Raw genomic sequence first — 23,066 nt, forward strand, 5'->3', positions numbered from 1 at the left:
CCCTCAGTGCCGGAAGGCGAGTTCGAGGTCCTCCTCGACCGTCTCCGGCGTTCGCGGGTGCCAGAGCGTCCGGAGGTTGCGGACGGACCACGGCCGACGGTGCTCCAGTTCGCGCTGGAGCGCGGGCCTCGGCACGGCGAGCACCGGGCAGGCGGCGTGCCGCAGGCAGTACCGCGCGACCGAGGGGCGCAGCCGGCTGCCGCGGCCGGCGCCGACCACCAGGACGTCGCCCGGCCGGTCGGCCAACTGCACCAGGGCGTAACCGGGTTCACTGCGGACCGCCTGGGACTGGAAGCGCACCCCGAGATCGGCCGGCGCGCCACCGAAGGCCTCCTCCAGTGCGGTGCGCAGCCGCTCGACGGCGGCGTCCCGGAAGGCGGCGAGCATCGGCGGGCAGGGCGAGCGCCGGTAGCCGTGCTCCCCGCCCGGGGGCTCCCAGACGAGCACGGCGAGCACCTCGGCACCGGTGCGGCGGGCTTCGGCGACGGCCCGGTGCAGCGCGGCCAGGCTGCCCAGCGATCCGCTGACGCCGACCACCAGGCGGCGCTGCGCCCCGTCCTCCCGGCTGTGCTCCATCTCCGTCCCTCCGCTCGGCCCGACCCGGCCTTGTCCGGCTCGACCTCTCCCAGCGAAGCAGCGGTGGCGGGCCGTGCGGCTCTCCTTGACGGAGCCCTGACGGGGCGGCCGGAGATCCGTACGCGCCCCTGACGGCGCGTGGACGGGGCCGCCGTCGCCGACGGCCCGTCACATCCCGGCAGGCCGAGGCGTGGCGGGGCGGGGCAGGGCGGAAAGGGGCGGCGGATCGGGTGCCGCGGGATGGGCGAGGGGGGGGCGGCCAGGTGTCCCGGCGGGCGCCGGTTGGGAAGACGATCAGCTCTGGCGGAGGACTCCCGGCGGTGCGCCGGGGACGGTCTTCGGCGGGGAGGCTGACTGGCCGCCCACCCCCGCGCAACACTCTGATGCCATTCAGATGTAATTGCAAGCTATACGCAATAGTGTTGGCCGGGCACGGCGAACACCTGTGCAGCACGGCTGAACCACAGTGACTAGGAGCCTTCGCAACCATGGGTCAGTACACGCTCCCCGACCTTCCGTACGACTACTCCGCGCTGGAGCGCGCGATGTCGGCGGAGATTCTCGAACTGCACCACTCCAAGCACCACGCCGCGTACGTCAAGGGCGCCAACGACACCATCGAGCAGCTCGCCGAGGCGCGCGACAAGGAGCAGTTCGGCGGGCTGGTCGGCCTGCAGAAGACGCTGGCCTTCCACCTCTCGGGCCACGTCCTGCACTCGCTCTTCTGGGAGAACCTCTCCCCCGAGGGCGGCGACCGGCCCGAGGGCGCCCTCGCCGACGCCGTCACCGAGCACTTCGGCAGCTTCGACGCCTTCAAGAAGCAGCTCACCACCGCCACCGTCGGCGTCCAGGGCTCCGGCTGGGGCATCCTCTCCTGGGAGCCGCTCGGCAAGCGCCTGATCGTCGAGCAGGTCTACGACCACCACGGCAACGTCGGCCAGGGCACCACCCCGCTGCTCGCCTTCGACGCCTGGGAGCACGCCTACTACCTGCAGTACAGGAACGTCCGCCCGGACTACGTCACCCGCCTCTGGGACGTCGTCAACTGGACCGACGTCAGCACCCGCTTCGCCGCCACCCAGGCCTGACACGCCGTCCGGCCGGGGCCCGCACCAGGGCGGCCCCGGCCGTCGGCGGCCCCCCGACAGCCACTCCCGACAGCCATCGGCCGGGCTGGCGGTCGGGCACGACGAAAACGGCCCCCGATTGGCGTTTCCGCTGATCAGGGGCCGTTCCGTTATCCGGTGGCTGGTGCAGGGTTCGAACCTGCGTAGCTTGCGCGACAGATTTACAGTCTGCTCCCTTTGGCCGCTCGGGCAACCAGCCAGGGATTGCGTCTCCCGGGGGCTGCCCCGTTCGACGTGGTAAACCATACCTGATGGATGGGGGTGGTCCGCCACTCGATAGGCACTCGCCAGGTGTCCGCAGGGTGCCCGCGCGGGTGCCCGCCGGACCCGGGGGCGATCACGGCGACCGCGTGGCTGTCGGGGGCGGGCGGGGGCGGTGCTGGATAGGCTGGGGCGGCACCTGCCCCGCACGGGCGGGCGCGGACTAGTGAAGCCAGAGCATCAAGGAGACCAACACACCATGGCCGACTCCAGTTTCGACATCGTCTCGAAGGTCGAGTGGCAGGAGGTCGACAACGCGATCAACCAGACCTCCCGCGAGATCGCCACCCGCTTCGACTTCAAGAACGTCGGCGCCGAGATCAGCCGGTCGGGCGAGAAGATCGAGATGAAGGCCAACGGCGAGGAGCGGGTCAAGGCGATCCTGGACGTACTCCAGAGCAAGTTCATCAAGCGCGGGCTCTCGCTCAAGGCGCTGGACGCGGCCGACCCGCAGCTCTCCGGCAAGGAGTACAAGATCTTCGCGGACGTGAAGGAGGGCATCTCCCAGGACGATGCCAAGAAGGTCGCGAAGATCATCCGCGATGAGGGCCCCAAGGGCGTCAAGGCCCAGGTCCAGGGCGACGAGCTGCGTGTCACCTCGAAGAGCCGGGACGACCTGCAGGAGGTCCAGGCGCTGCTCAAGGGCAAGGACCTCGACTTCGCGATCCAGTTCGTGAACTACCGCTGACCCGGCGCCGCACGGGCGCACGCCTCGGCCCCGGACCGTGCGCGGTCCGGGGCCGAGGCGCGTGCCGGGGCCGGCCAGCCGCCGGCCGGTGCGGGAGCCGGCAGCGGAGCCCGGCAGGCGAGCCCGTTGACGGGGTCGAGCACCCCGCCGGGGCACCCTGGACGTCCGGGACCCCGGCGTCGGGAGCGGCGGGCCGTCCGGCGGCAGGCCCATCCGGGGCGGGGCGGAACAGGGGGTGGTCGCACGCGCGGCATCGGCCGCCCGGGCGACGATGGCGGACGCTGTGGCGACTGTGGCCAGCGCAAGGGGTGCGGCCGGAACGGCGGCCGCCCGGGTGGCGCGCATGCGGTGCGTTCTCCTCATCCACGGAGTTCAGGCATGTCGCCGGCACCACACGTCGGGGCACCCCCTGGCACCCGGCCACCGCTCGCACACGGAACGTACGCCCGATGGCGATACGCCCCGCCGCACCGCGACCGGGCCACCGGGCCGGCCCGGATCAGCGCCCCAGCCAGCCCTCCAGGTGGCGGTGCCGGCCGAGGCCGACCGCCTCGAACTCGTCCTCCCCGCAAGGGTGGTGGGCACCGAGCCGGCGCAGCACCTGCGATATCGGGCTGCCCTCGGCGGGGAAGGGCTCGCCGGCCACGACGCCGAGCGGGCCGAGTTCGATCTTTCCGTCCACCCAGACGGCACCCCGCTGGCTGCCCCGGCCGCCGAAGTAGTCGGCCTCGACGTAGGCGATCGGACCGGCCTTGGACCAGGCGCCGAGGCGTCGGCCGAAACCGCCGGGGAAGAAGTCGAAACCCGCCACGACAGCGTCTTCGGGCTGGTCGAGGACGCCGAGCAGTTCGGCCGTCAGCGGGATCAGTGCCAGTTCCTGTTCCAGCCGCACGGCCCGCGCGAGCCGGACCTCCGCGGCCACGACATTGGCCAGTTCGACCGAGGCGAGCAGCGCTCTGAGTTCGTATGACACTCAGTCATTCTGCGCTACTTACGGCATACCGGGCCACAAGAATAATCGAACTGACTATTTATTAGATCTTCTGTCGAGTACCGGGAATGCGGCGACGGAACCCCACCCGGCAGACTGGCCCGATGACCGACCCGATCCGCCCCACCCCCGAGCAGCTCGCCGCCGCCCGGAACACCACCATCCCGGACGTCGTCGCCCCCGGGCTGCGGGTGCTTTTCTGCGGGATCAACCCCGGCCTCTGGTCGGGCGCCACCGGCCACCACTTCGCCCGGCCCGGCAACCGCTTCTGGCCCGCGCTGCACCGCTCGGGTTTCACGCCGCGCCGGCTCCGGCCGGACGAGCAGCAGGAGTTGCCGGCCCTGGGCCTCGGCATCACCAACGTCGTGGCCCGCACCACGGCCAAGGCGGACGAGCTGACCGCCGAGGAGTACCGGCAGGGCAGTGCGGCACTGGTGGAGCGGGTCGAGCGGCTCCACCCCCACGCGCTGGCCGTGCTGGGGATCGGCGCGTACCGGACGGGCTTCAGCCGGCCGCGGGCCCGGATCGGGCACCAGGAGGAGCGGATCGGTGACACCGAGGTGTGGGTACTGCCCAACCCCAGTGGCCTGAACGCCCATTACACGCTGGACGGCCTGGCGGCGGAGTTCCGTGCGCTGCGCGAGGCGCTGCCGCCCACGGACTGACGCGCGGCCCGAACGTTGCGGGGCACCGGAGTTCAGCCGGTGCGAGGCCCGGGAGGTCAGACCGTGGCGGCCGGTCCGGCGGGGAGGTCGGCCGAACGGAGCTCCCGGACCAGGGCCCGGACGGCCACGGTGCGGGCGAGTTCGGGCGTGGTGACGTACCCGACCGAGCGGGTGGGCGGCTGCGGGCCGCCCCGGGCCGACAGGTCAGTCGCGCGGCTCCAGTGCGGCCAGCAGCGCACGCGGGTCGAAGGTGGCCCGGACCCGGGTGATCCGGCCGTTCTCCACCCGGCTCCAGTTGGTCACCGGGAACGGGTCCGTCACGTTGGTGTGCAGGTCGAACCAGGTCAGTACGTCCGTGCCGGCACCAGCCATCCGCTGGACCACGAGGTCCTGCGCCAGCCGCCCCATCCCCTCCAGGCCCTTCAGACACTCGTCCGCGCCGGCCGCCCGGCCGAGCGGGCCCTCGAAGGTCACGTCGTCGGCGAGCAGTTCCCGCAGAGCGGCGAAGTCCTTCGTCCGCCAGGCCTCGAAGTAGGCGGCGGCCACCTGCACAGCGGTGTCGGTCATGAGACGTCCTTCCCCGTCGGTTCCCTTGCGGCGCCTGCCTTCCGGCCCGCCGCACCACCACTCTCCACCCCGAGCAACCATACGTCCAACAGCTGGATCTTCTGCCTACCAGCACTTCTGATTATGGATTGCGGCGTCCGCGTCGCCTGCTGCGCCGCTCGCGGCATCCTGCCCGGCCCGGTACCCGCTCCCGCTCCCGTCCCCGTGAAGTCCCCGCCTACCGGGAAGACCGCCGCGCCCGCGTCAGCACCCGCAGCGGCGCCACCACGCCGTACCCGACGTCCCGCCGGAGCGCCCGCGCCCCCGCGCGCTCGACCGACCGCAACTGGCACTCCATCAGCTCCACCATCGCCCGCGCCACCGGCCGCAGACCCGGCACGCTGAGCTCGACCACGTCCCTGGCCCCGTCGAGCGCGGCGCCCGCCTGCCCGCACAGCTCGGCGAGCAGCGCCCGTACCTCCGGGCCGTCGGCTCCCCGCTCCAGCTGAGCGCGCGTGACCCCGTGCCGGTCCAACCGGTCGCGCGGGATGCACAGCCGACCGTCCCGCAGGTCCCCGGCCAGGTCGGCCAGGAAGTCCACCCGCTGCGCCGCGTCCACGAACCGCCGCCAGCCGGCCGCGGCCCGCGCATCCGGCCCGCCCTCGTACTGCAGTCCGGCGAAGACCAGCAGACCGGGGCAGGCGTAGTCGTCCAGGTAGGCCTGGTAGTCGCGGTCCGTGTCGAAGCCGGTGAAGGCCGCCTCGACACCGGCCGCCCCGTCCAGGAACGCCGACACCCACGAGGCCGGCAGGCGCCGGGCGGCCACCGCGTGCGCGTAGGCCGACAGCACCGGATCCGTGCTGCGCCCGGACGACAGCGCCTCGGACGTCCGGGCACTCAACTCCCCCAGACCTGCCGCCCGCTGCTCGACCGAGCCGCGCTCGGCCACGTCGTCCACCAGGTTCATGAACGCCAGCCCGGCCGCCAGGTACGGCACCAGTGCGGGGTCCGCCAGCAACCGCAGCGCCAGGTACGGGGCCTGCTCCCGCCGCAGCACCCGCCGGGCGGCGGCGGTGTAGGCCGAGCGCACCGGCGCCTCGGTGATTCCGGCGGCGGTCAGGGTACGGCGCCAGGTGGGCACGGCGGGGTCTTCTCCTTCGGCAGAACGGGGGGCGTCCTCACCGTACCGAACCGCGCCGAGGCCCCCGGGCGGCCTCTGCGGGCCCCGCTCGGGCCGCGGCCCGCCGCCGGCCGGCCCCAGCGGGACCGTCGGCGCACGGAGGACGCCCGGCGCGGGAGAGCCGTACGGCGGGGAAAAGCCCGTGGGGCCCGCAGCTCGGCTGCGGGCCCCACGGGGTGCGGCACAGGCGGCCGCGCACATCGACGTCAGGTCAGATGATGACGATGTTCTCGGCCTGCAGGCCCTTCTGGCCCTGCGTGACGTCGAACTGGACCTGCTGGCCCTCGACGAGCTCGCGGAAACCCTGCGCGGCGATGTTGGAGTAGTGGGCGAAGACGTCGGCGCCGCCGCCGTCCTGCGCGATGAAACCGAAACCCTTTTCGGCATTGAACCACTTCACGGTGCCCGTGGCCATGGAATTCTCCTTGGGTGAGTCAAGCGCCCCGCACTGTGCGGAACGAAGCGTCGTCGCCCTGATCACCCGCCCGGAGAAATCCGGACTCGAAAATAAGAAAATGCGCCGCGGAATGAAGCCACAGGCGCACATAATTTCACGGGAACCAAAACTGCAACTTTTGCCAGAGTAGCACGCAAATCCCTCCGGCGAGGAAAAACGGCGTTCGGATCGAAAAATTCTCGACCCCGGCGCCCCGGGGCCGGGCGGGGGCACCGCCCGGCGTGCCGCGCCGCCTCAGCGCCCGCCGAACCGCTCGTCCGTCGTGACGACCTCGCGGCCCAGCGGCATCAGCGAGATCGGGATCATCTTCAGGTTCGCCCAACCGAACGGGATCCCGATGATCGACAGGAACAGCGGGATGCTGGTCGCGATGTGCGCCAGAGCCAGCCACCAGCCCGCGAAGATGAACCAGATCACGTTGCCGACGAACGACCCCGCCCCGGCATCGGACCGCTCCACCGTCGTCCGCCCGAACGGCCACAGGACGTACCCGGCGATGCGGAAGCTTGCGATACCGAACGGAATGGTGATGATCAGCACGCAACAGATGATCCCGGCGAGGGCGTAGCCGATGGCCATCCAGATTCCGCAGAAGATCAGCCAGAGGACGTTGAGTACGAATTCGATCAGCTTCACACCCACCAGTTTCCCACGCGGCGCCCCGCCGAACCGGACGAGCGGGCACGCGACGCGCGCGTGGGACGCCCGCAGGCACCGTCCGCCCGGAGCTCGGCGACCACCGACCCCTGGGCTCCTGGGCTCCTGGGCTCCTCCGGCAGTCGACCGGGCAGCCGGGGCGCGGGGCGGACGCGGCGGAGCAGCCGAACCTCGCCGACGGCCCGTGACAGGACACCGGTCACCGCGCCGCCCGTGTTCCGGTCGACCGTCGGCGAGCCACCCCGGAGGCGCCGGCGGACCGTCAACGTCCGACACCGGCAGGGGACTCCGGCGGCGGGCGCCTGGGCGCGAGGGCGGGCGGCTCGCCCCGCTCAGCTCTCGCCGTCGTCCGACGCGCTGTCGAGCAGAGCCCTCAGCAGGTCCTCGTCGTGCGGGAGGAGGGCGCTGACGAAGCTGGCCAGCACCGCGTCACGGTCGTCCTCACTATCGAGGACCCTGCGCATCCGCAGTGCGGCGAGCCCGGCCGGGCCGGAGGAGGCGAGCCAGAGGTAGGAACGGCCGGCCCGGGTGCGGGAGACGGCGTTCTTGGCGTGCAGGCGGGAGAGGATGGTCATCACCGTGGTGTAGGCGAGACCTCCGTCGAGGCGCTCCTGGACCCAGCCCGCGGTCACCGGCTCCGGCGAGCCCTGCAGGACGGCGAGCACCTGGGCCTCCAGCTCACCCTGCCCCCGGCGGCGCACCCGGGGGTCCCTCGCCGGTGCGTTCAGCTCCTCGTCCATGGCGACGCGACCTCTCCCTCAGCTGCTGCCACCCCGCCGGGCCGGGGCGCGGTGTTCATCCTACTGAGCGGACCCGGACCGACGGCCGGTGCGGAGGGCTGCCCCGGTCCGGTTCCGGGTGGAACCGGCAGGGGTGACTTCGCCGTGTTGACTTTGTATGCTTCGCTGGTCTTCTACACCACTGTAGAAGATGACCCGGGCGGCCCGTCGTCGTGCTCGCCCGCCCCCTCTCATCCACGCGTCGCGGCGGCCAGACCGCCGCGTCCGCCCCGCACCGGCGAGACCCCTCCCTCCTCCCGCCGTGAAAGGTTGCGCGCATGACCGCCCCGGAATCGCGTACACCTCGACGCAGCCGTCCGGCACCCGAGGAACGCTCCGCCGAGCCCTCCATACCCGAAGCGGCGCGGCCCGGGCGCGGCCCGAAGCGGCGGCGCAGCAAGAAGGAGATCGTCCTCTGGGCGGGTGCGGCGACGGCGTCGCTGGCGGTCCTCGCGGCGGCCGGGATCTACTACAAGCTGAACGCCAACATCAACACCTTCGACGGCGGCGGCCTCAGCGCCGACCGTCCGGCCGCGGTCGGCCCGGACGCCAACGGCAACACCCCGGTGAACCTGCTGCTGATCGGCTCCGACTCCCGCGACGGCGCCAACAAGGACCTCGGCGGCGGCGCCGAGGGCGGGGCTCGCTCGGACACCACGATCCTGCTGCACGTCTACGCCGACCACAAGCACGCGGTGGGCGTCTCGATCCCGCGCGACTCGCTGGTGGACATCCCCCCGTGCAAGGCGGACGGGAAGTGGACCGCACCGCAGTCCAACTCCATGTTCAACAGCGCCTTCTCGGTCGGCGACAGCGACCAGGGCAACCCGGCCTGCACCCAGAACACCGTCGAGAAGCTGACCGGCCTGCGGGTGGACCACACCATAGTCGTCAACTTCCAGGGCTTCGCGGCCATGACCAGCGCGGTCGGCGGAGTCGACGTCTGTCTCCCGAACGCCGTGCACGAGGGCGACCTCGACCCCAACCTCGGCCACCAGGGCAAGCTGCTATTCCCGAAGGGCCCGCAGAAGGTGTCCGGCCAGCAGGCGCTGGACTACGTACGGCTGCGGCACGGGATCGGCGACGGCTCCGACATCGGGCGCACCAAGCGTCAGCAGGCGTTCCTCTCCTCGCTGATCAAGAGCGTCAAGGGCAACGGCATGAACCCGACCAACCTGCTCCCGCTCGCCGACGCGGCCACCAAGTCGCTGACCGTCGACCCGGGGCTCGGTTCGGCGAGCAAGCTGCTCTCCTTCGGGATGTCGCTGAAGGACATCGACCTGCACGACATCAAGTTCCTCACGGCGCCCTGGCAGTACGCCGGCGCCCGGGTCGCGCTGGTGCACCCCGACATCGACCAGCTCTGGGCCGCACTGAAGGCCGACCGCACCCTGGACGGCCAGGACGCGAGCAGCGGCACCCCGAGCGCCCCCGGCGCCCCGCCCACGGACGCCGCGCCGAGCCCGTCCGCCCAGCCCACCGCGAAGGGGACCGGCATCGGCGTCGCCGTCTACAACGGCACCACCACGCCGGGGCTGACCACCAGGGCCGCCGACCTGCTGGAGAAGGCCGAGTTCACGATCACCGGCAAGGCGAACGCGGCGGGCCAGGACCACGCCACCACCGTCGTCGAGTACGGCACCGGTGAGAAGGCCAAGGCGGAGACGGTGGCCCAGCTCTTCCCCGGCGCCCGGCTGACGGCCGTCGGCCACTCGGGCATCAGCCTGATCCTGGGCCGGGACTTCGCCGCCGCGGGCGGGCCGAGCGCGGCGGCCGTGCCGTCGGGGCCGCTGCCGACCAGCGTCAGCGGCGCGGCCCGCTCCGCCGACGACGACCCGTGCAGCAACGTCTCGTACGGCTGACCGGCGACCGGTGGACAGTTGACCGGCGGCTGATCGACAGCTGATCGGCGACCGGCCGACGGTGGACCGGCAGCCGATCGACGGTCAGGCGCGCGGCCGGACCGACACCCCGTCAAGCTCCGGCAAAACTATTCCCCCCTCGTTGCATTCTCGCTTTATCTACAGTGATGTAGATTCATTGACCGGGCCGGCCGCACCACGGCCGGCAGCACAGCCGACGTCCGTCCCTGCCGGACCGAGGCCAGGAACTCCAGGAGGGGCATCATGGGAGTCACGCTCTCCAAGGGCGGCAACGTCTCGCTGACCAAGGAGGCCCCCGGCCTCACCGCCGTCATCGTCGGCCTCGGCTGGGACGTCCGCTCCACCACCGGCGCCGACTTCGACCTCGACGCCAGCGCACTGCTCTGCAACGAGGCCGGCCGGGTGCTGAGCGACCAGCACTTCGTCTTCTTCAACAACCTGCGCAGCCCCGAGGGTTCGGTCGAGCACAGCGGCGACAACCTCACCGGTGGCGGGGACGGTGACGACGAGCAGATCAAGGTCGACCTGACGGCCATCCCGGCCGGGGCCGCCAAGGTGGTCTTCCCGGTCTCCATCTACGACGCCGACACCCGGCTGCAGAACTTCGGCCAGGTCCGCAACGCCTTCATCCGCGTGGTCGACCAGGCCACCGGCACCGAGATCGCCCGCTACGACCTGACCGAGGACGCCTCCACCGAGACCGCCATGGTCTTCGGCGAGCTGTACCGCCTCGGCGCCGAGTGGAAGTTCCGCGCCATCGGCCAGGGCTACGCCTCCGGCCTGCGCGGCATCGCCCTCGACTACGGCGTCAACGTCTGAGCGAACCGGCGGGCCCGGACAGGCCGACGGTCGCTCCCTTCCCAGTCACGACCCCGGGGGAACGCATGGACCGACTTCACCACCCGCCACAGCTGAACCACCCGCCCCAGCTGCCCCAGCAGGACCGGGCCGACTTCGAACTGACCCTCCGGCAGGCCCTCGCCCGGCCGGAGATCCGGGACGCGCTGCAGCGGAACCCGCACCTGTGCACCGAGCAGCTCCGGCTCCTCGCCCGCACGGCAACCGGCGAGATCGCGGCAGCCGCCGCCGACGAGTACCTGGAGTACCTGCGGGTCCGCGGCAGCTCCGATGCCACCGGGTCCACCGGGTCCGGCGACCCCCGCGGCATCGACCAGGACCGGGCGGGCGGCCTGATGGGCGTGCTGGCCGTCCTGGTCCCCCTCCTCACCGTCACCGCCGCAGGGATCCTGCTGCTCCTCGGGTACGCGCTGGGACTCGCCAAGTCCCAGCGCCACCTGGCCGACTCGCTGCTCACCGCGGGCTGGGCGGCGGTCGTGGTCGCCGGGGTCTGCGTCGTCGCCGGGGTCTCGGGCCTGCTGGCCACTGCCGCCCGGCGCCGCGCCGCCCAGTCGGACGCGCTGCCGGGCGGCAGCCGCTCCGAGGAGCTCAGGCAGGCCCGCGAGGCCTGGCGGACGGCGCTGCTGGAGCGGGGACTGCTGCCCTTCCTCCGCCTCCGGCTCCAGTAGCCTCGGGCCGGGCCGGTCGAGGAGCCGGCCCGCCGAACCGCTCGAAAGACCCGGAGGACCCGACCGTGAACATACGCCGCATCGCAGGGGCCGTGCCCGCTCTGCTGCTGGCCGCGCTGCTGATGGGACAGCAGACCGCAGCCCAGGCCGCCCCCGTGACGGCCCGTGCAGCCGCCGTCGCGCCGGCCGCCGCCGCACCCGCCGCCGCCCCTGCGGCCGTCGCCCAGGCCCAGGTCCAGGCACCGGTCCAGGCGGAGCAGGGCACTCGGCAGCTCGCCAAGGCCAAGGGCAGCACGAGCACCAAGAAGAAGGGCGGCTTCTTCAAGAAGCTCGGCGTCGCGGTGATCGTGGTGATCCTGCTGATCGTCCTCTTCGCGATCGGCCTGATCGTCGCCATCGTTTTCGCGCTCAAGCGGATCTTCCGCCGGCGGTAGTGCCGCAGGCCGCTTCGGCCCGACGAGTTGCGAGGTCGCGGCAGCCTCCCACGCTGGACATGAGGGACGAATCATTTCTGTTGAATCGTCCACAGCAGCAGGGAGGCAGCCATGTCCCAGGCTTCAGGTCCGATCCACGAACCGTCGGAGCCCGCCCCCGCCCAGGCCGGGGCCCCGCACCGGCTGGACCAGGCGGGCATCGTCACCGGCGTGGTGCTGTTCGCCGGGGTGATGATGCTGGTCAACGGATTACTGGGGATCCTCCAGGGCATCGTCGCGGTGGCCAAGGACAGTGTCTACGTCACCACCCAGCACTACACCTTCGAGTTCAGCCTGACCGCCTGGGGCTGGATCCACATCGTGTGGGGCCTGGTCATCGCGGCCGTCGGCTTCGGCGTGGTCAAGGGAACCGCCTGGGGACGGGTGCTCGCCATCCTGGTGGTCTCCGTCGGCCTAGCGCTGAACTTCATCTTCCTGCCGTACTACCCGATCTGGTCACTGGTGGTGATCGCGATCGACGCCTTCATCCTCTGGGCGCTCTGCCTCTACCACTCCTCCAACGTCTGACCCGCGCTCAGCGGTGGTAGCCACCCATCCGCTCCAGGCGGGCGATCCGCTCGGCCATCGGCGGGTGGGTGGAGAACAGGCGGGCCCCGGCCTCGCCCGGGCGGAACGGGCTGGCGATCATCATGTGGCTGGCCGTCTGGAGCTGCGGCTCGGGCGGCAGCGGCAGCCGCTGGGTACCCAGTTCCAGCTTGCGCAGGGCGCCGGCCAGGGCGAGCGGGTCGCCGGTGATCCGGGCGCCGTCCGCGTCGGCCTGGTACTCGCGGGAGCGGCTGACGGCGAGCTGGATCAGGGTGGCGGCGAGCGGGCCCAGGATCATGATGGCGAGCATCCCGAACAGGCCGGGCCCGTCGTCGTCCTCGCTGCGGCCGAACGGGATCAGCCAGGCGAAGTTCACCAGGAACATGATCACGGAGGCCAGCGCCCCGGCCACCGAGGAGATCAGGATGTCCCGGTTGTAGACGTGGCTGAGCTCGTGGCCGAGCACCCCGCGCAGCTCCCGCTCGTCCAGCAGCTGCAGGATCCCGTCGGTGCAGCAGACCGCGGCGTTGCGCGGGTTGCGGCCGGTGGCGAAGGCGTTCGGCGCCGGGGTCGGCGAGATGTACAGGCGGGGCATCGGCTGGCGGGCCGAGGTGGAGAGCTCACGGACGATCCGGTACAGCTGCGGCGCCTCGATCTCGCTGACCGGGCGGGCCCGCATCGCGCGCAGGGCCAGCTTGTCGCTGTTCCAGTACGCGTACGCGTTGGTGCCGAGGGCGACCAGCAGAGCGAGCACGAAACCGGTACGCCCGAAGAAGCTGCCGATCAGCAGGATCAGTGCGGACAGACCGCCGAGCAGCGCGGCCGTTCTCAACCCGTTGTGCTGGCGGTGCACGGCAGGCCCTCCAAGTGGTGCGGTGGGAAGCCTTCGGTTCACATCCCTCTGGTGAGATCAACGGCGGGACGCGCCGAGTTCGTTCCCCTGTGCACCCGCCGGGCACCCGCCCGGGCCGGGCGCCGCCTCAGAACAGGCTGCCCTGGGCCACCTGGAGCACCAGCTGCGGGGCCACCGAGAGCACGGCCGCGACGGCGGCGGTCAGGCCCAGGGTGGCCGCCAGCGGGGCCGGCAGCCGCCGGTCGGTGACCGGCTGCTCCGCCGGGGCGAACAGCTTGGCGGCCCAGACCAGGTAGTAGTACAGGGCGATCACGACGTTCACCGCCATCACCACGGCCAGCCAGCCGAGACCGGCGTCCACGGCCGCCCGGAAGACCACCACCTTGCCGAACAGACCGACGATGCCCGGGGGCAGCCCGGCCAGACAGAGCAGGAAGAAGGCGAGCGCGAGCGCCGTCCAGCGGCGGCGGGCGAACAGGCCCGCGTAGTCGTCCAGGCGGCTGCCGGCGCTGCGGCCGACCGCGGCGACCACGGCGAAGGCACCGAGGTTCACCACCCCGTAGACCAGCGCGTACACGACGGTGGCGCCGATCGGCTCGGCCGCGTCGGAGTACCCGGCGGCGGCCAGCGGGACCAGCAGGTAACCGGCCTGGCCGACCGAGGACCAGGCCAGCAGCCGGACGGCGCTGTGCGGGGTGCCGCCGCGCTGGCGCAGCGCGGCCACGTTGCCCACCGTCATGGTCAGCGCGGCGAGCACGGCCAGCGCCGGGCCCCAGGTGTGGCCGTACGGACGGAAGGCGATCGTGGTGACCAGGGCCAGGCCGGAGAGACCGGCCGCCTTGCCGACCACCGACAGGTAGCCGGCGATCGGGACCGGCGCACCGGTGTAGGTGTCGGGCAGCCAGAAGTGGAACGGGACGGCAGCGACCTTGAAGGCGAAGCCGACCAGGGTGAGCGCGGCGCCCGCCTCGGCCAGCGTCCTGAGCTGCGCCGGGGCGTGGGTCAGGCCGTCGGCGATGGCGGACAGGTGCAGGCTGCCGGTGGCGGCGTAGACGAAGCTGACGCCGAGCAGCATCACGGCCGTCGCGGTGACCGAGGAGAGGAAGAACTTCAGCGCGGCCTCGGCACCCCGGCCGTCCCGGCGCAGGGCGACCAGCGCGAAGGCCGGCAGCGAGGCCACCTCCAGGGCGATGATCAACGTCGCCAGGTCCCGGGAGGCGGGCAGCAGGGCGGCCCCGGTGGCACTGCTGAGCAGCAGGAACCAGTACTCGCCGCCGGGCAGTTTCTCCTCGTCCACGGTGTGGACGGAGAGCAGCGCCGCGATCAGCCCGCCGCCGAGCGCCAGCAGTTGGAAGGCCAGCGCGAAGTGGTCGGCGACGTACGAGCACGACCCGCTGTTCAGCGCCGCGTTGTCAGTGGCGGCTGCTACGTTCCGCAGGCAGAAGGTCGACCGAGCGTCACCGTGGGCCAGTGGGAGGAGTGCGACGAGCGCGAGGGCGAGTCCGCCGACGGAGAGCCAGCCGAGCACTCTCTTCCGGTCCGCCGGGAGGAAGAGGTCCGCGAGCAGCACACCCAGCGCGGCCAGGGCGGCGATCAGCGGGGGCGCGATGGCCACCCAGTCGATCGACTGGACGAAGCTGCCCGGGGCGGCGGTGGCCAGCGGGGTGCTGGTCGCCATCGAGGTCACGACGGGCACGGGCGAGGTCATGGCGGGCTGCCCCAGGAGGAGGTGAGAGCCGAGCAGGGTGCCGGGCATCGGTCAGCCACCTCCGAGGAGGTGCTTGACGGCGGGGTCGGACAGGCCGAGCAGGAGGGCGGGCCAGAGCCCTGCCACCAGGGTGAGCGCGGCGAGCGGGCTCCAGCTGACGGCCTCGTACGGGCGGATGTCGGGGATCTCGGCGACCACGGCGGGCTGCCCGGCCCCCGTCGGCCGGCCGGCGGGCGGGGCGGACGGGTCGCCCATGCAGACCCGCTTGACCACGAGCAGCAGGTATCCGGCGGTGAGGAGGGTGCCGAGTCCGGCGATCACCATGTACGTCACGAAGGCGGGGCGCGACAGCCCGGCGGCCGGGTCGAAGGCCCCGAACATCGCGAGCAGCTCGCCCCAGAAGCCCGCCAGCCCGGGGAGGCCGAGGCTGGCGACGGCGGCGAAGGCGAGCAGCGCGCCGATGCGTGGTGCCCGGCCGTAGAGGGCCGCGCCGGTGGAGCCCGCCAGCGTGTCCAGGTCCGCGGTGCCGTAGCGGTCCTTGACGGCGCCGACCAGGAAGAAGAGCAGGCCGGTGATCAGGCCGTGGGCGATGTTGGCGAAGAGCGCGCCGTTGACGCCCACCGGGGTGAGGGAGGCGATGCCCAGCAGCACGAAGCCCATGTGGCCCACGGAGGAGTACGCGATCAGGCGCTTGAGGTCGCCCTTGGCGCCCGGGCGGGCCAGCGCCAGGCAGGCCAGCGAGCCGTAGACGATGCCGACGGCCGCCAGCGCGCCCAGGTAGGGGGCGAAGGTGGCGGTGCCGTCCGGCACGATCGGGAGGAGGACCCGGACCAGGCCGTACGTACCCATCTTCAGCAGCACGCCGGCGAGCAGCACCGAGCCGACGGTGGGGGCCGAGGTGTGCGCGTCCGGGAGCCAGCTGTGCAGCGGCCAGGCGGGGGCCTTCACCGCCAGGCCGGCCACGATGGCGAGCGCGGCGATCACCTGGGTGGTGTGGCTGAGCCCGCTGCCGTGGGCGGCGGCGAGCTCGGTCATGTCGAAGGTGCCGGCCTCGGTGCCGATCAGCAGGAAGCCGAGCAGCATCACGGCAGAGCCGAGCAGTGTGTACAGGATGAACCGGTTGGCGGCGGGCACCCGCTGTCCACTGCCCCACCGGGCGATCAGGAAGTACATCGGGATCAGCACGATCTCGAAGGCCACGAAGAACAGCACCAGGTCGAGCACCGCGAAGGTGGCCAGCATGCCGACTTCGAGGAGCAGCAGCAGCCCGGTGAAGGAGCGGGCACTCGGGGTGCCCTCCCCGTCCGGCAGGCGCTTGGTCGAGTACACCGCGCACAGGAAGGTGAGCAGGGCGGTGAGCACGATCAGCGGCAGCGAGATGCCGTCCACCCCGAGGTGGAGGCGGACGCCGATGGCGGGGATCCAGCGCAGGTCGGTGACGGCCTGCATCCGGCTCGGCGCGCCGTGGTCGAACCCGACCGCGAGCACGACGGTGAGCAGCAGGACGGCACCGGTGACCGCCACCCCGAGCCGCAGCGCGCGCCGGTCGGCGGCCTGCGGGTCGGCGCCCAGCGGCGCGAGGGTGGCGACGGCACCGAGCAGGGGCAGCAGCAGGAGGGCGATGAGGACTGCGTTCATCGGGGGCTCCAAGGGCGTGCTGCGGTGGACGGGGAGGAGGGGGGCGTACGGGTCATGAGCCGACCGCCACCAGGACGACGAGCAGGACGACACCGGCGAGCAGGGCGCTCAGGTAGGCCTGCGCGTTGCCGTTCTGCGCGCGCCGGACGAGCCAGCCGAGCAGGTTGGCGCCGCCACCCGCGCCGCGCACGTAGGTCTCGACGACCTCGCGGTCCAGGAAGCGGACGAGCTGCGCGGCTGCGGCCGTCGGACGGACGAAGAGCACGCTGTAGAGCCGGTCCACGTGGAAGCCCTGCCGGGCGGGGCCGAAGAGCGGGCCGAGCAGAGTCCGCCCGGGATCGGTGGCGGAAGCGTCCGCCGGGGCCGGCGTCTGCCCGGTGGGCGCCGTGCGGGCGGCGCGGGCGTTGGCCGAGCTCCAGGCGGCGTACGCGATCAGGATCCCCGCCAGGGCGAGGCCGGTGCCGATCACGGCGGTGCCGGTGGAGGGCCGCAGCGAGCCGCCGTCCAGCAGGCTGGGCAGCCAGTCGGAGCGCAGTCCGAGGACGCCGAACCCCATGGTCGGGACGGCGAGCACCCAGAGCGGCCAGCGCATGGCGGGCGGTTCGGCCTGGGTCGGGTCGGCCTCGTCGATCTCGGGCGAGTACGGCGCGCCCGCGGCGTGGCCGTCCGCACGGCCGTCCGCACGCTCGACAGCCGGGGCGACGGAGGCTGCGGCCGCGGCCGACGGCGAGTGGAAGGCGACCAGCCACAGCCTGGTCGCGTACGCGGCGGTGATCAGCGCGGTGAGCGCGCCGGAGACCAGCACGATCCACCCGGCGGCGGCGGGCACCGCCGAGGCGGGGCCCAGTCCGTTGGTGAGGGCCTCGCCGGTCGCGGCGTGCTCGGCGGCGGTGAGCACCGCCTCCTTGCTGAAGAACCCGGCGAACGGCGGCAGCCCGACCAGGGCGACCAGGGCGATGCCCATCGTCCAGTAGGCGTCGGGGACGCGCCTGCGCAGGCCCGGCATCCGGGACATGGCGGAGATCGAGTTGGTGTGCGCGCTGTGGATCACCACGCCGGCGGTGAGGAACAGCAGCGCCTTGAAGGCACCGTGGCTGACCAGGTGGAAGACGGCCGCGTCACGGTCCCCGCTGGCCAGCGCTCCGGCCATGTAGCCGAGCTGGCCGACGGTCGAGTAGGCGAGCACCCGTTTGAGGTCGTCCTGGGCGAGCGCGCACAGGGCGGACCCGACCATGGTGACGGCCGCCATCACCGAGAGCACCACCAGCGCGGCTCCGGAGAGCAGGAAGACCGGCAGCAGCCGGGCGACCAGGTAGATGCCGGCGGCGACCATGGTGGCGGCGTGGATCAGCGCGGAGACCGGCGTCGGACCGGCCATCGCGTCGGGGAGCCAGGTGTGCAGCGGGAACTGCGCGCTCTTGCCGGCGACCCCGGCGAGCAGCAGCAGCGCGATCAGGGTCGGGTGGCCGAGCTTCCCGCCGGCCGCCGCCTCCAGCACGCCGCTGATCCGGAACGTCCCGGCGTCCCCGGCGAGCAGGAAGATCCCGAACAGGAAGGGGATGTCGCCGAGCTTGGTGACCAGGAAGGCCTTGAGCGAGGCCGAGCGGGCGTCGGCGCTCTCCCAGTGGTGGCCGATCAGGAAGTACGAGCAGATGCCCATGATCTCCCAGCCCACCAGCAGCACGATCAGGTCGCCGGAGTACACGACCAGGAACATCGCGGCGGTGAAGAGCGAGACCAGCGCCGCGTACGAGGGGTAGCGCGGGTCGTCCTTCAGATAGGCCGTGGAGTAGACCTGCACGCAGGTGGCGACCAGGCCGACCAGCAGGGAGATCAGTGAGCTGAAGCCGTCCAGGTGGATGGCGAGCGAGATGTCGGGGCCACCGGTCGGGGTGAGCCGGGTGGCGGCGTCCAGGCTCTGGCCGGTGCCCAGCTGGAGGGCGACGACCAGGGCGAGCACGGCCGAGGCGGCCACCGGCAGGATGGCCAGCGGCCGGGCGAAGCCGGGGGCGCGGCGGCCGGTGGCCAGGATCGCGGCCGCACCGAGCGCGGGCAGCGCCGGGACCAGGGCAGGGAGGGCGAGGTTCATGCGACGGCCCTGTCGTTCTGCACGGCGGCCTCCGGGACGTTCTCGGGGGCGTCCTCGTTCGGGTCGCCGAGCGCGGTGAGCCGGTCGACGTCCGCCGTGCCCCTGGTCCGGAAGACCAGCAGGACGATGGCGAGGCCGAGGCCGATCTCGGCGGCGGCGACGGTGACGGTGAAGAGCGTGAGCGCCTGCCCGGCGTGCAGCGAGTCGCGCAGCCAGGCGTCGAAGGCGACGAGGTTCAGGTTGACGGCGTTGAGCATCAGCTCGACGGACATCAGCACCAGGACGACGTTGCGCCGGGCGAGCACGCCGTAGACGCCGACGCTGAACAGCAGCGCGGCCAGGACGGCTGGGTACACGAGGTGCATCGGCGGTCAGCTCTCCTGCGCAGGGGGCGTCGAGGCGGTGGGCCGCGTGGCGGTGGGCCGGGTGGTGGCACTCGCGGCCCGGCCGTTGGTACCGACCGGCTTGCCCGCGCGGAGCTTTCCGGCGCGCGGCTTCGGCAGCCGTCCCTTGCCCGTCCGGGACAGCACGATCGCGCCGACCAGCGCGGCCAGCAGCAGCACCGAGAGCGCCTCGAACGGCAGCACCCAGTACCGGAACAGGTACTCGCCGGTGACCCTGGTGCTGCCGCCACCGGCGCCCAGGTCGACCCAGGAGGTCCGGAAGGCGTCCACGACCAGGGTGACCAGGGTGCCCGCGGCCGCCAGCGCCACCCCGAGGGCCACCCAGCGGTTGCCGGAGTTCGCGTCGGGTGAGCGGCCGATCGGCGCCTTGGTGAGCATCAGCCCGAAGAGCACCAGGACGATCACCGAACCGAGGTAGATCAGGACCTGCACCCAGGCGATGAACTCGGCGGTCAGCAGCAGGAACTCGATCGCCAGCCCGCCGAGCGCGACGACCAGCCAGAGCGCGGCGTGCACCAGCTGCCTGGTCGTCACCGAGATCACGGCGGAGCCCAGCACCGCCAGGCCGACCAGCAGGAAGACGATCTCCACACCGGTCGGCGAGAGGAAGGAGCGGGCAGCCGGGTCCAGCGAACCGGCAGCAGCCAGCGGACTCATGCGGACTCACCCCCGGCAGGCCCGGCCGCGGCAGCCTCCGCCGCAGCGGCCTCGGCCGCGGCGGCCAGCTTGTCGGCGGCCTTGCGGGCCATGGCGATCTCCTTGGGGTCCTCGGCCGCCGGGTCGAGCGCGGGCGGCGGCGGCACCGTCCACATCCACTCGCGCAGCCGGTCCCGCTCGTGCGTCAGCTCCAGGATGTCGGTCTCCGCGTACTCGAACTCGGGCGACCAGAAGAGCGCGTCGAACGGGCAGACCTCGATGCAGATGCCGCAGTACATGCAGAGCGAGAAGTCGATCGCGAAGCGGTCCAGCACGTTGCGGGTGCGGGCGCGCGCGTTCGGTTCGGCGGCGGGCAGCGTCTCCTTGTGGGAGTCGATGTAGATGCACCAGTCGGGGCACTCACGGGCGCAGAGCATGCAGACCGTGCAGTTCTCCTCCAGCAGCGCGATCACGCCACGGGTACGCGGCGGCAGCTCGGGCTGCACCTCGGGGTACTGCGCGGTGACCGACCGCTTGGTCATCGTCCGCAGCGTGACGGCCAGGCCCTTGGCCAGACCACTGCCTGGAATGTTCATCAGGAGATCGCCACCTTGACGACGCCGGTGATGGCCAGCTGGAGCAGCGCGAGCGGGATCAGGCAGGTCCACGCGAAACGCATCAGCTGGTCCTCGCGCAGGCGGGGGTAGGTGACCCGGAGCCAGATCACCACGAAGGCCAGTGCGAAGGTCTTGAGCAGGGTCCACAGCCAGCCGAGGCTCTCGGGCACCGGACCGTGCCAGCCGCCCAGGAAGAGCACCGCGGTCAGCGCGGAGATCACCAGGATGCCCGCGTACTCGGAGAGCAGGAAGAACGCGAAGCGCAGCCCGGTGTACTCGGTGTACGCGCCGAAGATGATCTCGGAGTCGGCCACCGGCATGTCGAACGGCGGACGCTGCAGCTCGGCCAGGCCGGCCGTGAAGAACACGAACGCGCCGATCAGCTGCCACGGCACCCACCACCAGTGGAAGGCGCCCAGGATGCCCGGCAGCGAGAGCGTGCCCGCCGCCATCGCCACCGAGGCGGCGGCGAGCAGCATCGGCAGCTCGTACGACATCAGCTGAGCGGCCGTCCGCAGACCGCCGAGCAGCGAGAACTTGTTGGCGGACGCCCAGCCGGCCATCAGCGAGCCGAGCACGCCGATGCCCATCACCGCGAGTACGAAGATCAGACCGGCGTCCACCGCCTGCCCGACGAAGCCCTCCGGACCGACCGGGATGACCAGCAGCACGAGCATGTACGGCAGCAGCGCGACGGCCGGAGCCAGCTGGAAGACCCTGCGGTCCGCGTCGAGCGGGACCACGTCCTCCTTCTGCGCGAACTTGACGCCGTCGGCGACCAGCTGTGCCCAGCCGTGGAAGCCACCCGCGTACATCGGGCCGAGGCGGCCCTGCATGTGGGCCATCACCTTGTGCTCGGTCTGGCCGATGATCAGCGGGAAGGTCAGGAAGACGACCACCACGGCGACGCAGCGGAGCAGCGTGTCGAGCAGGCTCATGCACTGTCTCCGTTCTGGGCGGGCTGGTCGGCGGACGGTTCAGCGGACGGTTCAGCGGACTGTTCGGTGGGCCGGTCGGTGGGCCGGTCGGCAGGCTGCTCGGCGGACTTCCGGTGCGGGCTCTCGGCCGGTTCCCCGGCCGCGGTCCCGTCAGCGGACGGCGGTGCCGCCGGTGCCGCCGGGGTTTCCGGTACCGCTGGCGCCGCCGGGGTTGCCGGTGCCACCGGGGTTTCCGGTGCCGGCTCGGGGCCCGTGGCCGGGACCGGGGCGTGCCACGGCGCGTCCGAGGACTGCGTACGGGCCACCCCCGGGCGCGCGGGCGCCTCCGGCTTCTCGGCCGGCGCACCCTCCCCAGCCTGGCTCACCGAACCCTCGCTCACGCTCCGCGCCCGACGCGGCCGATCCGCGCGGATCGGCGCAGCACCCCCGACGCCCGCACCCTCGGCAGCGGCGGACACCCCGGCGGCGCCCTCCCCCGCCTGGCTGACCGAACCCTCGCTGATGCTGCGGGTCCGACGCGGCCGATCCGCCCGCACGGCGGGCCCGCCCTCGGCGGCACCGGCCGCCGCAGCGGCTCCCGCAGCCGCACGCGGCCCCCGGGCCGCGCGGGCCGGGCGCTCGGCGGCGGGCGGCAGGGTGCCCTTGAGCGGGCCCCACTCGTTGGGGTCGGGCACACCGGCGGGCTGCATCTTGCGCCGGGCCGGGCCGCCGCCGTGGTCGCTCTCGCCCGGTTCCTTGGCACCGGGCCAGTCCTTGGCGACGCGGGCCGCCAGCACGAACTCCTTGCGCAGCGGGTGGCCCTCGAAGCCGTCCGGCAGCAGCAGGGTGACCAGGTGCGGGTGACCGGTGAAGTCGATGCCGAACATCTCGTGGGTCTCCCGCTCGTGCCAGGCGGCACCGGCGTAGACCTCGACGGCGGTCGGCAGCGCGGCGGCCCCGCGCGGGACGCGGGTCCGCACCACCAGGTGCCGTACGCCCGGCTCGCCGGGCGCGGCCAGGTGGGCGGCGACCGAGAAGCCGTCGGCCAGCTCGTCCACCGCGCTCAGCCAGTCGAAGAAGCCGAGCCCGAGCTCGTCACGGGCGGCCGTGAGCGCCTCGATCCAGTGCTCGGCCGGGACGTCCACGGTCAGCAGTTCGTACGCCTCGGCGGCGGTGGCCCACTCACCGATCGCGGCCGCGACCTCGTCAGCGCTGCGCGGGATCACTTCTCGCCCTCCGGCGTCTGCGCGGGCCCGGGGACCAGCGGACGGCGCAGTGCGGACGCGGGGGCCGCGTACCGCGCGGGCAGCGACTCGGCCGCGATCTTCTCCTGCAGTTTGAGGATGCCCTGGAGCAGCGCCTCCGGCCGCGGCGGGCAGCCGGGCACGTAGACGTCGACCGGGATGATCTGGTCCACGCCCTTGGTGACGGAGTACGAGTCCCAGTACGGGCCGCCCGAGTTGGAGCAGGCTCCGAAGGAGATCACGTACTTGGGCTCGGGCATCTGCTCGTAGAGGCGCTTGACGGCCGGGGCCATCTTGTCGGTCACCGTGCCCGAGACGATCATCAGATCGGCCTGGCGCGGTCCCGGCGCGAACGGGATGACACCCATCCGGATGAAGTCGTGTTTGGCCATCGACGCGGCGATGAACTCGATCGCGCAGCAGGCGAGGCCGAAGTTGAAGCACCAGAGGCTGTAGCGGCGCCCCCAGTTGAGCACCACCTTCACCGGGTCCGGCGCGAGCCGGGCCAGCGGGCCGAGTCGGCGCGGCTCGACCGCACCCGGCCGTGCCGGGTCGGGCAGGCCGAGCTGGACCGGTCCGTCGGCGGAGCCGTGCGAGTGGCTGTG

The 23,066-nt window shown here is 72.5% G+C and carries 25 protein-coding genes, 1 tRNA gene and 1 pseudogene; 8 read left to right on the forward strand and 19 right to left on the reverse strand.

Going from position 1 to position 23,066, the window contains the following annotated elements:
• Positions 1–3: 3 nt before the first annotated feature.
• Positions 4–576: a universal stress protein gene (locus ACFC1R_RS01320; RefSeq protein WP_375930765.1), complete on the reverse strand. Its 573-nt coding sequence runs from the start codon at positions 574–576 to the stop codon at positions 4–6.
• A gap of 488 nt (positions 577–1,064) precedes the next feature.
• Between ACFC1R_RS01320 and ACFC1R_RS01325 the strand changes: the two genes are divergently transcribed.
• Positions 1,065–1,664, forward strand: a complete 600-nt coding sequence (locus ACFC1R_RS01325; protein ID WP_375930768.1) for a superoxide dismutase — start codon at positions 1,065–1,067, stop codon at positions 1,662–1,664.
• Between the two features lie 157 nt (positions 1,665–1,821).
• Here the strand turns inward: ACFC1R_RS01325 and ACFC1R_RS01330 are convergent.
• Positions 1,822–1,902: transfer RNA gene (locus tag ACFC1R_RS01330), tRNA-Tyr, on the reverse strand.
• A gap of 261 nt (positions 1,903–2,163) precedes the next feature.
• Between ACFC1R_RS01330 and ACFC1R_RS01335 the strand changes: the two genes are divergently transcribed.
• Complete coding sequence (locus ACFC1R_RS01335) at positions 2,164–2,652, forward strand: YajQ family cyclic di-GMP-binding protein (RefSeq protein ID WP_045304362.1); 489 nt, start codon at positions 2,164–2,166, stop codon at positions 2,650–2,652.
• A gap of 499 nt (positions 2,653–3,151) precedes the next feature.
• On the opposite strand, the gene ACFC1R_RS01340 is transcribed toward ACFC1R_RS01335, so the two are convergent.
• On the reverse strand, positions 3,152–3,625 hold the full coding sequence (locus ACFC1R_RS01340) for a hypothetical protein (protein WP_375930771.1): 474 nt from the start codon (positions 3,623–3,625) through the stop codon (positions 3,152–3,154).
• 122 nt (positions 3,626–3,747) lie between these two features.
• Between ACFC1R_RS01340 and mug the strand changes: the two genes are divergently transcribed.
• Positions 3,748–4,308, forward strand: coding sequence for a G/U mismatch-specific DNA glycosylase (gene mug / locus ACFC1R_RS01345; protein ID WP_375930774.1), 561 nt, complete (start codon positions 3,748–3,750; stop codon positions 4,306–4,308).
• A 56-nt stretch (positions 4,309–4,364) separates the two neighbouring features.
• Here mug and ACFC1R_RS01350 read toward each other — a convergent pair.
• The 6 genes and pseudogenes from ACFC1R_RS01350 to ACFC1R_RS01375 all read right to left on the reverse strand — a co-directional run.
• Positions 4,365–4,496: pseudogene (locus ACFC1R_RS01350) on the reverse strand (LysR family transcriptional regulator); the annotation flags it as partial.
• 16 nt (positions 4,497–4,512) lie between these two features.
• Entirely contained in the window at positions 4,513–4,875 is a 363-nt protein-coding gene (locus ACFC1R_RS01355; protein ID WP_375930777.1) for a nuclear transport factor 2 family protein, read from the reverse strand.
• A gap of 217 nt (positions 4,876–5,092) precedes the next feature.
• Positions 5,093–5,995 (reverse strand): squalene/phytoene synthase family protein, encoded by a 903-nt coding sequence (locus tag ACFC1R_RS01360; RefSeq protein ID WP_375930780.1) that lies wholly within the window; start codon positions 5,993–5,995, stop codon positions 5,093–5,095.
• Between the two features lie 250 nt (positions 5,996–6,245).
• Positions 6,246–6,449, reverse strand: coding sequence for a cold-shock protein (locus ACFC1R_RS01365; protein ID WP_375930783.1), 204 nt, complete (start codon positions 6,447–6,449; stop codon positions 6,246–6,248).
• A 276-nt stretch (positions 6,450–6,725) separates the two neighbouring features.
• A complete protein-coding gene (locus ACFC1R_RS01370) occupies positions 6,726–7,127 on the reverse strand; it encodes a YccF domain-containing protein (RefSeq protein ID WP_375930915.1) in 402 nt (133 codons plus the stop codon).
• 353 nt (positions 7,128–7,480) lie between these two features.
• Positions 7,481–7,888 carry a BlaI/MecI/CopY family transcriptional regulator gene (locus ACFC1R_RS01375; protein WP_375930786.1) on the reverse strand — a complete coding sequence of 136 codons (408 nt, stop codon included), beginning with the start codon at positions 7,886–7,888 and terminating at the stop codon, positions 7,481–7,483.
• 317 nt (positions 7,889–8,205) lie between these two features.
• Here ACFC1R_RS01375 and ACFC1R_RS01380 point away from each other — a divergent pair, with 317 nt between their 5' ends.
• The 5 genes from ACFC1R_RS01380 (at position 8,206) to ACFC1R_RS01400 (ending at position 12,337) form a co-directional block, all read left to right on the forward strand.
• Entirely contained in the window at positions 8,206–9,789 is a 1,584-nt protein-coding gene (locus ACFC1R_RS01380) for an LCP family protein (protein WP_375930788.1), read from the forward strand.
• 264 nt (positions 9,790–10,053) lie between these two features.
• Positions 10,054–10,629 (forward strand): TerD family protein, encoded by a 576-nt coding sequence (locus ACFC1R_RS01385; RefSeq protein WP_375930791.1) that lies wholly within the window; start codon positions 10,054–10,056, stop codon positions 10,627–10,629.
• A 65-nt stretch (positions 10,630–10,694) separates the two neighbouring features.
• The gene (locus tag ACFC1R_RS01390; RefSeq protein WP_375930794.1) at positions 10,695–11,336 is read left to right on the forward strand and encodes a hypothetical protein; all 642 of its coding nucleotides are present in this window, start codon (positions 10,695–10,697) and stop codon (positions 11,334–11,336) included.
• A gap of 65 nt (positions 11,337–11,401) precedes the next feature.
• Positions 11,402–11,770 carry a hypothetical protein gene (locus tag ACFC1R_RS01395; RefSeq protein WP_375930797.1) on the forward strand — a complete coding sequence of 123 codons (369 nt, stop codon included), beginning with the start codon at positions 11,402–11,404 and terminating at the stop codon, positions 11,768–11,770.
• Positions 11,771–11,881: 111 nt separating this feature from the next.
• Positions 11,882–12,337 (forward strand): hypothetical protein, encoded by a 456-nt coding sequence (locus tag ACFC1R_RS01400; RefSeq protein ID WP_375930800.1) that lies wholly within the window; start codon positions 11,882–11,884, stop codon positions 12,335–12,337.
• 7 nt (positions 12,338–12,344) lie between these two features.
• Here the strand turns inward: ACFC1R_RS01400 and htpX are convergent, their stop codons facing one another.
• From htpX to ACFC1R_RS01450, 10 genes are all read right to left on the reverse strand, one after another.
• Entirely contained in the window at positions 12,345–13,208 is an 864-nt protein-coding gene (gene htpX / locus ACFC1R_RS01405) for a zinc metalloprotease HtpX (protein ID WP_375930803.1), read from the reverse strand.
• A gap of 127 nt (positions 13,209–13,335) precedes the next feature.
• Positions 13,336–14,886, reverse strand: coding sequence for an NADH-quinone oxidoreductase subunit N (locus ACFC1R_RS01410; protein WP_375930918.1), 1,551 nt, complete (start codon positions 14,884–14,886; stop codon positions 13,336–13,338).
• An 81-nt stretch (positions 14,887–14,967) separates the two neighbouring features.
• A complete protein-coding gene (locus ACFC1R_RS01415; protein WP_375930806.1) occupies positions 14,968–16,554 on the reverse strand; it encodes a NuoM family protein in 1,587 nt (528 codons plus the stop codon).
• Between the two features lie 52 nt (positions 16,555–16,606).
• Positions 16,607–18,643 carry an NADH-quinone oxidoreductase subunit L gene (locus tag ACFC1R_RS01420; RefSeq protein ID WP_375930809.1) on the reverse strand — a complete coding sequence of 679 codons (2,037 nt, stop codon included), beginning with the start codon at positions 18,641–18,643 and terminating at the stop codon, positions 16,607–16,609.
• Positions 18,640–19,008: an NADH-quinone oxidoreductase subunit NuoK gene (gene nuoK / locus ACFC1R_RS01425; RefSeq protein WP_375930812.1), complete on the reverse strand. Its 369-nt coding sequence runs from the start codon at positions 19,006–19,008 to the stop codon at positions 18,640–18,642. Before nuoK ends, ACFC1R_RS01420 begins: the two co-directional genes overlap by 4 nt.
• A 6-nt stretch (positions 19,009–19,014) precedes the next feature.
• Positions 19,015–19,704 carry an NADH-quinone oxidoreductase subunit J gene (locus ACFC1R_RS01430; protein WP_375930814.1) on the reverse strand — a complete coding sequence of 230 codons (690 nt, stop codon included), beginning with the start codon at positions 19,702–19,704 and terminating at the stop codon, positions 19,015–19,017.
• Entirely contained in the window at positions 19,701–20,279 is a 579-nt protein-coding gene (locus tag ACFC1R_RS01435; protein WP_375930817.1) for a NuoI/complex I 23 kDa subunit family protein, read from the reverse strand. The genes ACFC1R_RS01430 and ACFC1R_RS01435 overlap by 4 nt, the downstream gene beginning before the upstream one ends.
• The gene (locus ACFC1R_RS01440) at positions 20,279–21,238 is read right to left on the reverse strand and encodes an NADH-quinone oxidoreductase subunit H (protein WP_375930820.1); all 960 of its coding nucleotides are present in this window, start codon (positions 21,236–21,238) and stop codon (positions 20,279–20,281) included. Before ACFC1R_RS01440 ends, ACFC1R_RS01435 begins: the two co-directional genes overlap by 1 nt.
• Positions 21,235–22,443 carry an NADH-quinone oxidoreductase subunit C gene (locus ACFC1R_RS01445; RefSeq protein ID WP_375930823.1) on the reverse strand — a complete coding sequence of 403 codons (1,209 nt, stop codon included), beginning with the start codon at positions 22,441–22,443 and terminating at the stop codon, positions 21,235–21,237. The genes ACFC1R_RS01440 and ACFC1R_RS01445 overlap by 4 nt, the downstream gene beginning before the upstream one ends.
• Positions 22,440–23,021, reverse strand: a complete 582-nt coding sequence (locus tag ACFC1R_RS01450) for an NADH-quinone oxidoreductase subunit B (RefSeq protein WP_375930921.1) — start codon at positions 23,019–23,021, stop codon at positions 22,440–22,442. Before ACFC1R_RS01450 ends, ACFC1R_RS01445 begins: the two co-directional genes overlap by 4 nt.
• Positions 23,022–23,066: the final 45 nt, after the last annotated feature.

It is taken from the genome of Kitasatospora sp. NPDC056138 (genome assembly GCF_042264695.1).
In the GTDB taxonomy this organism is placed as follows: Bacteria; Actinomycetota; Actinomycetes; order Streptomycetales; family Streptomycetaceae; genus Kitasatospora.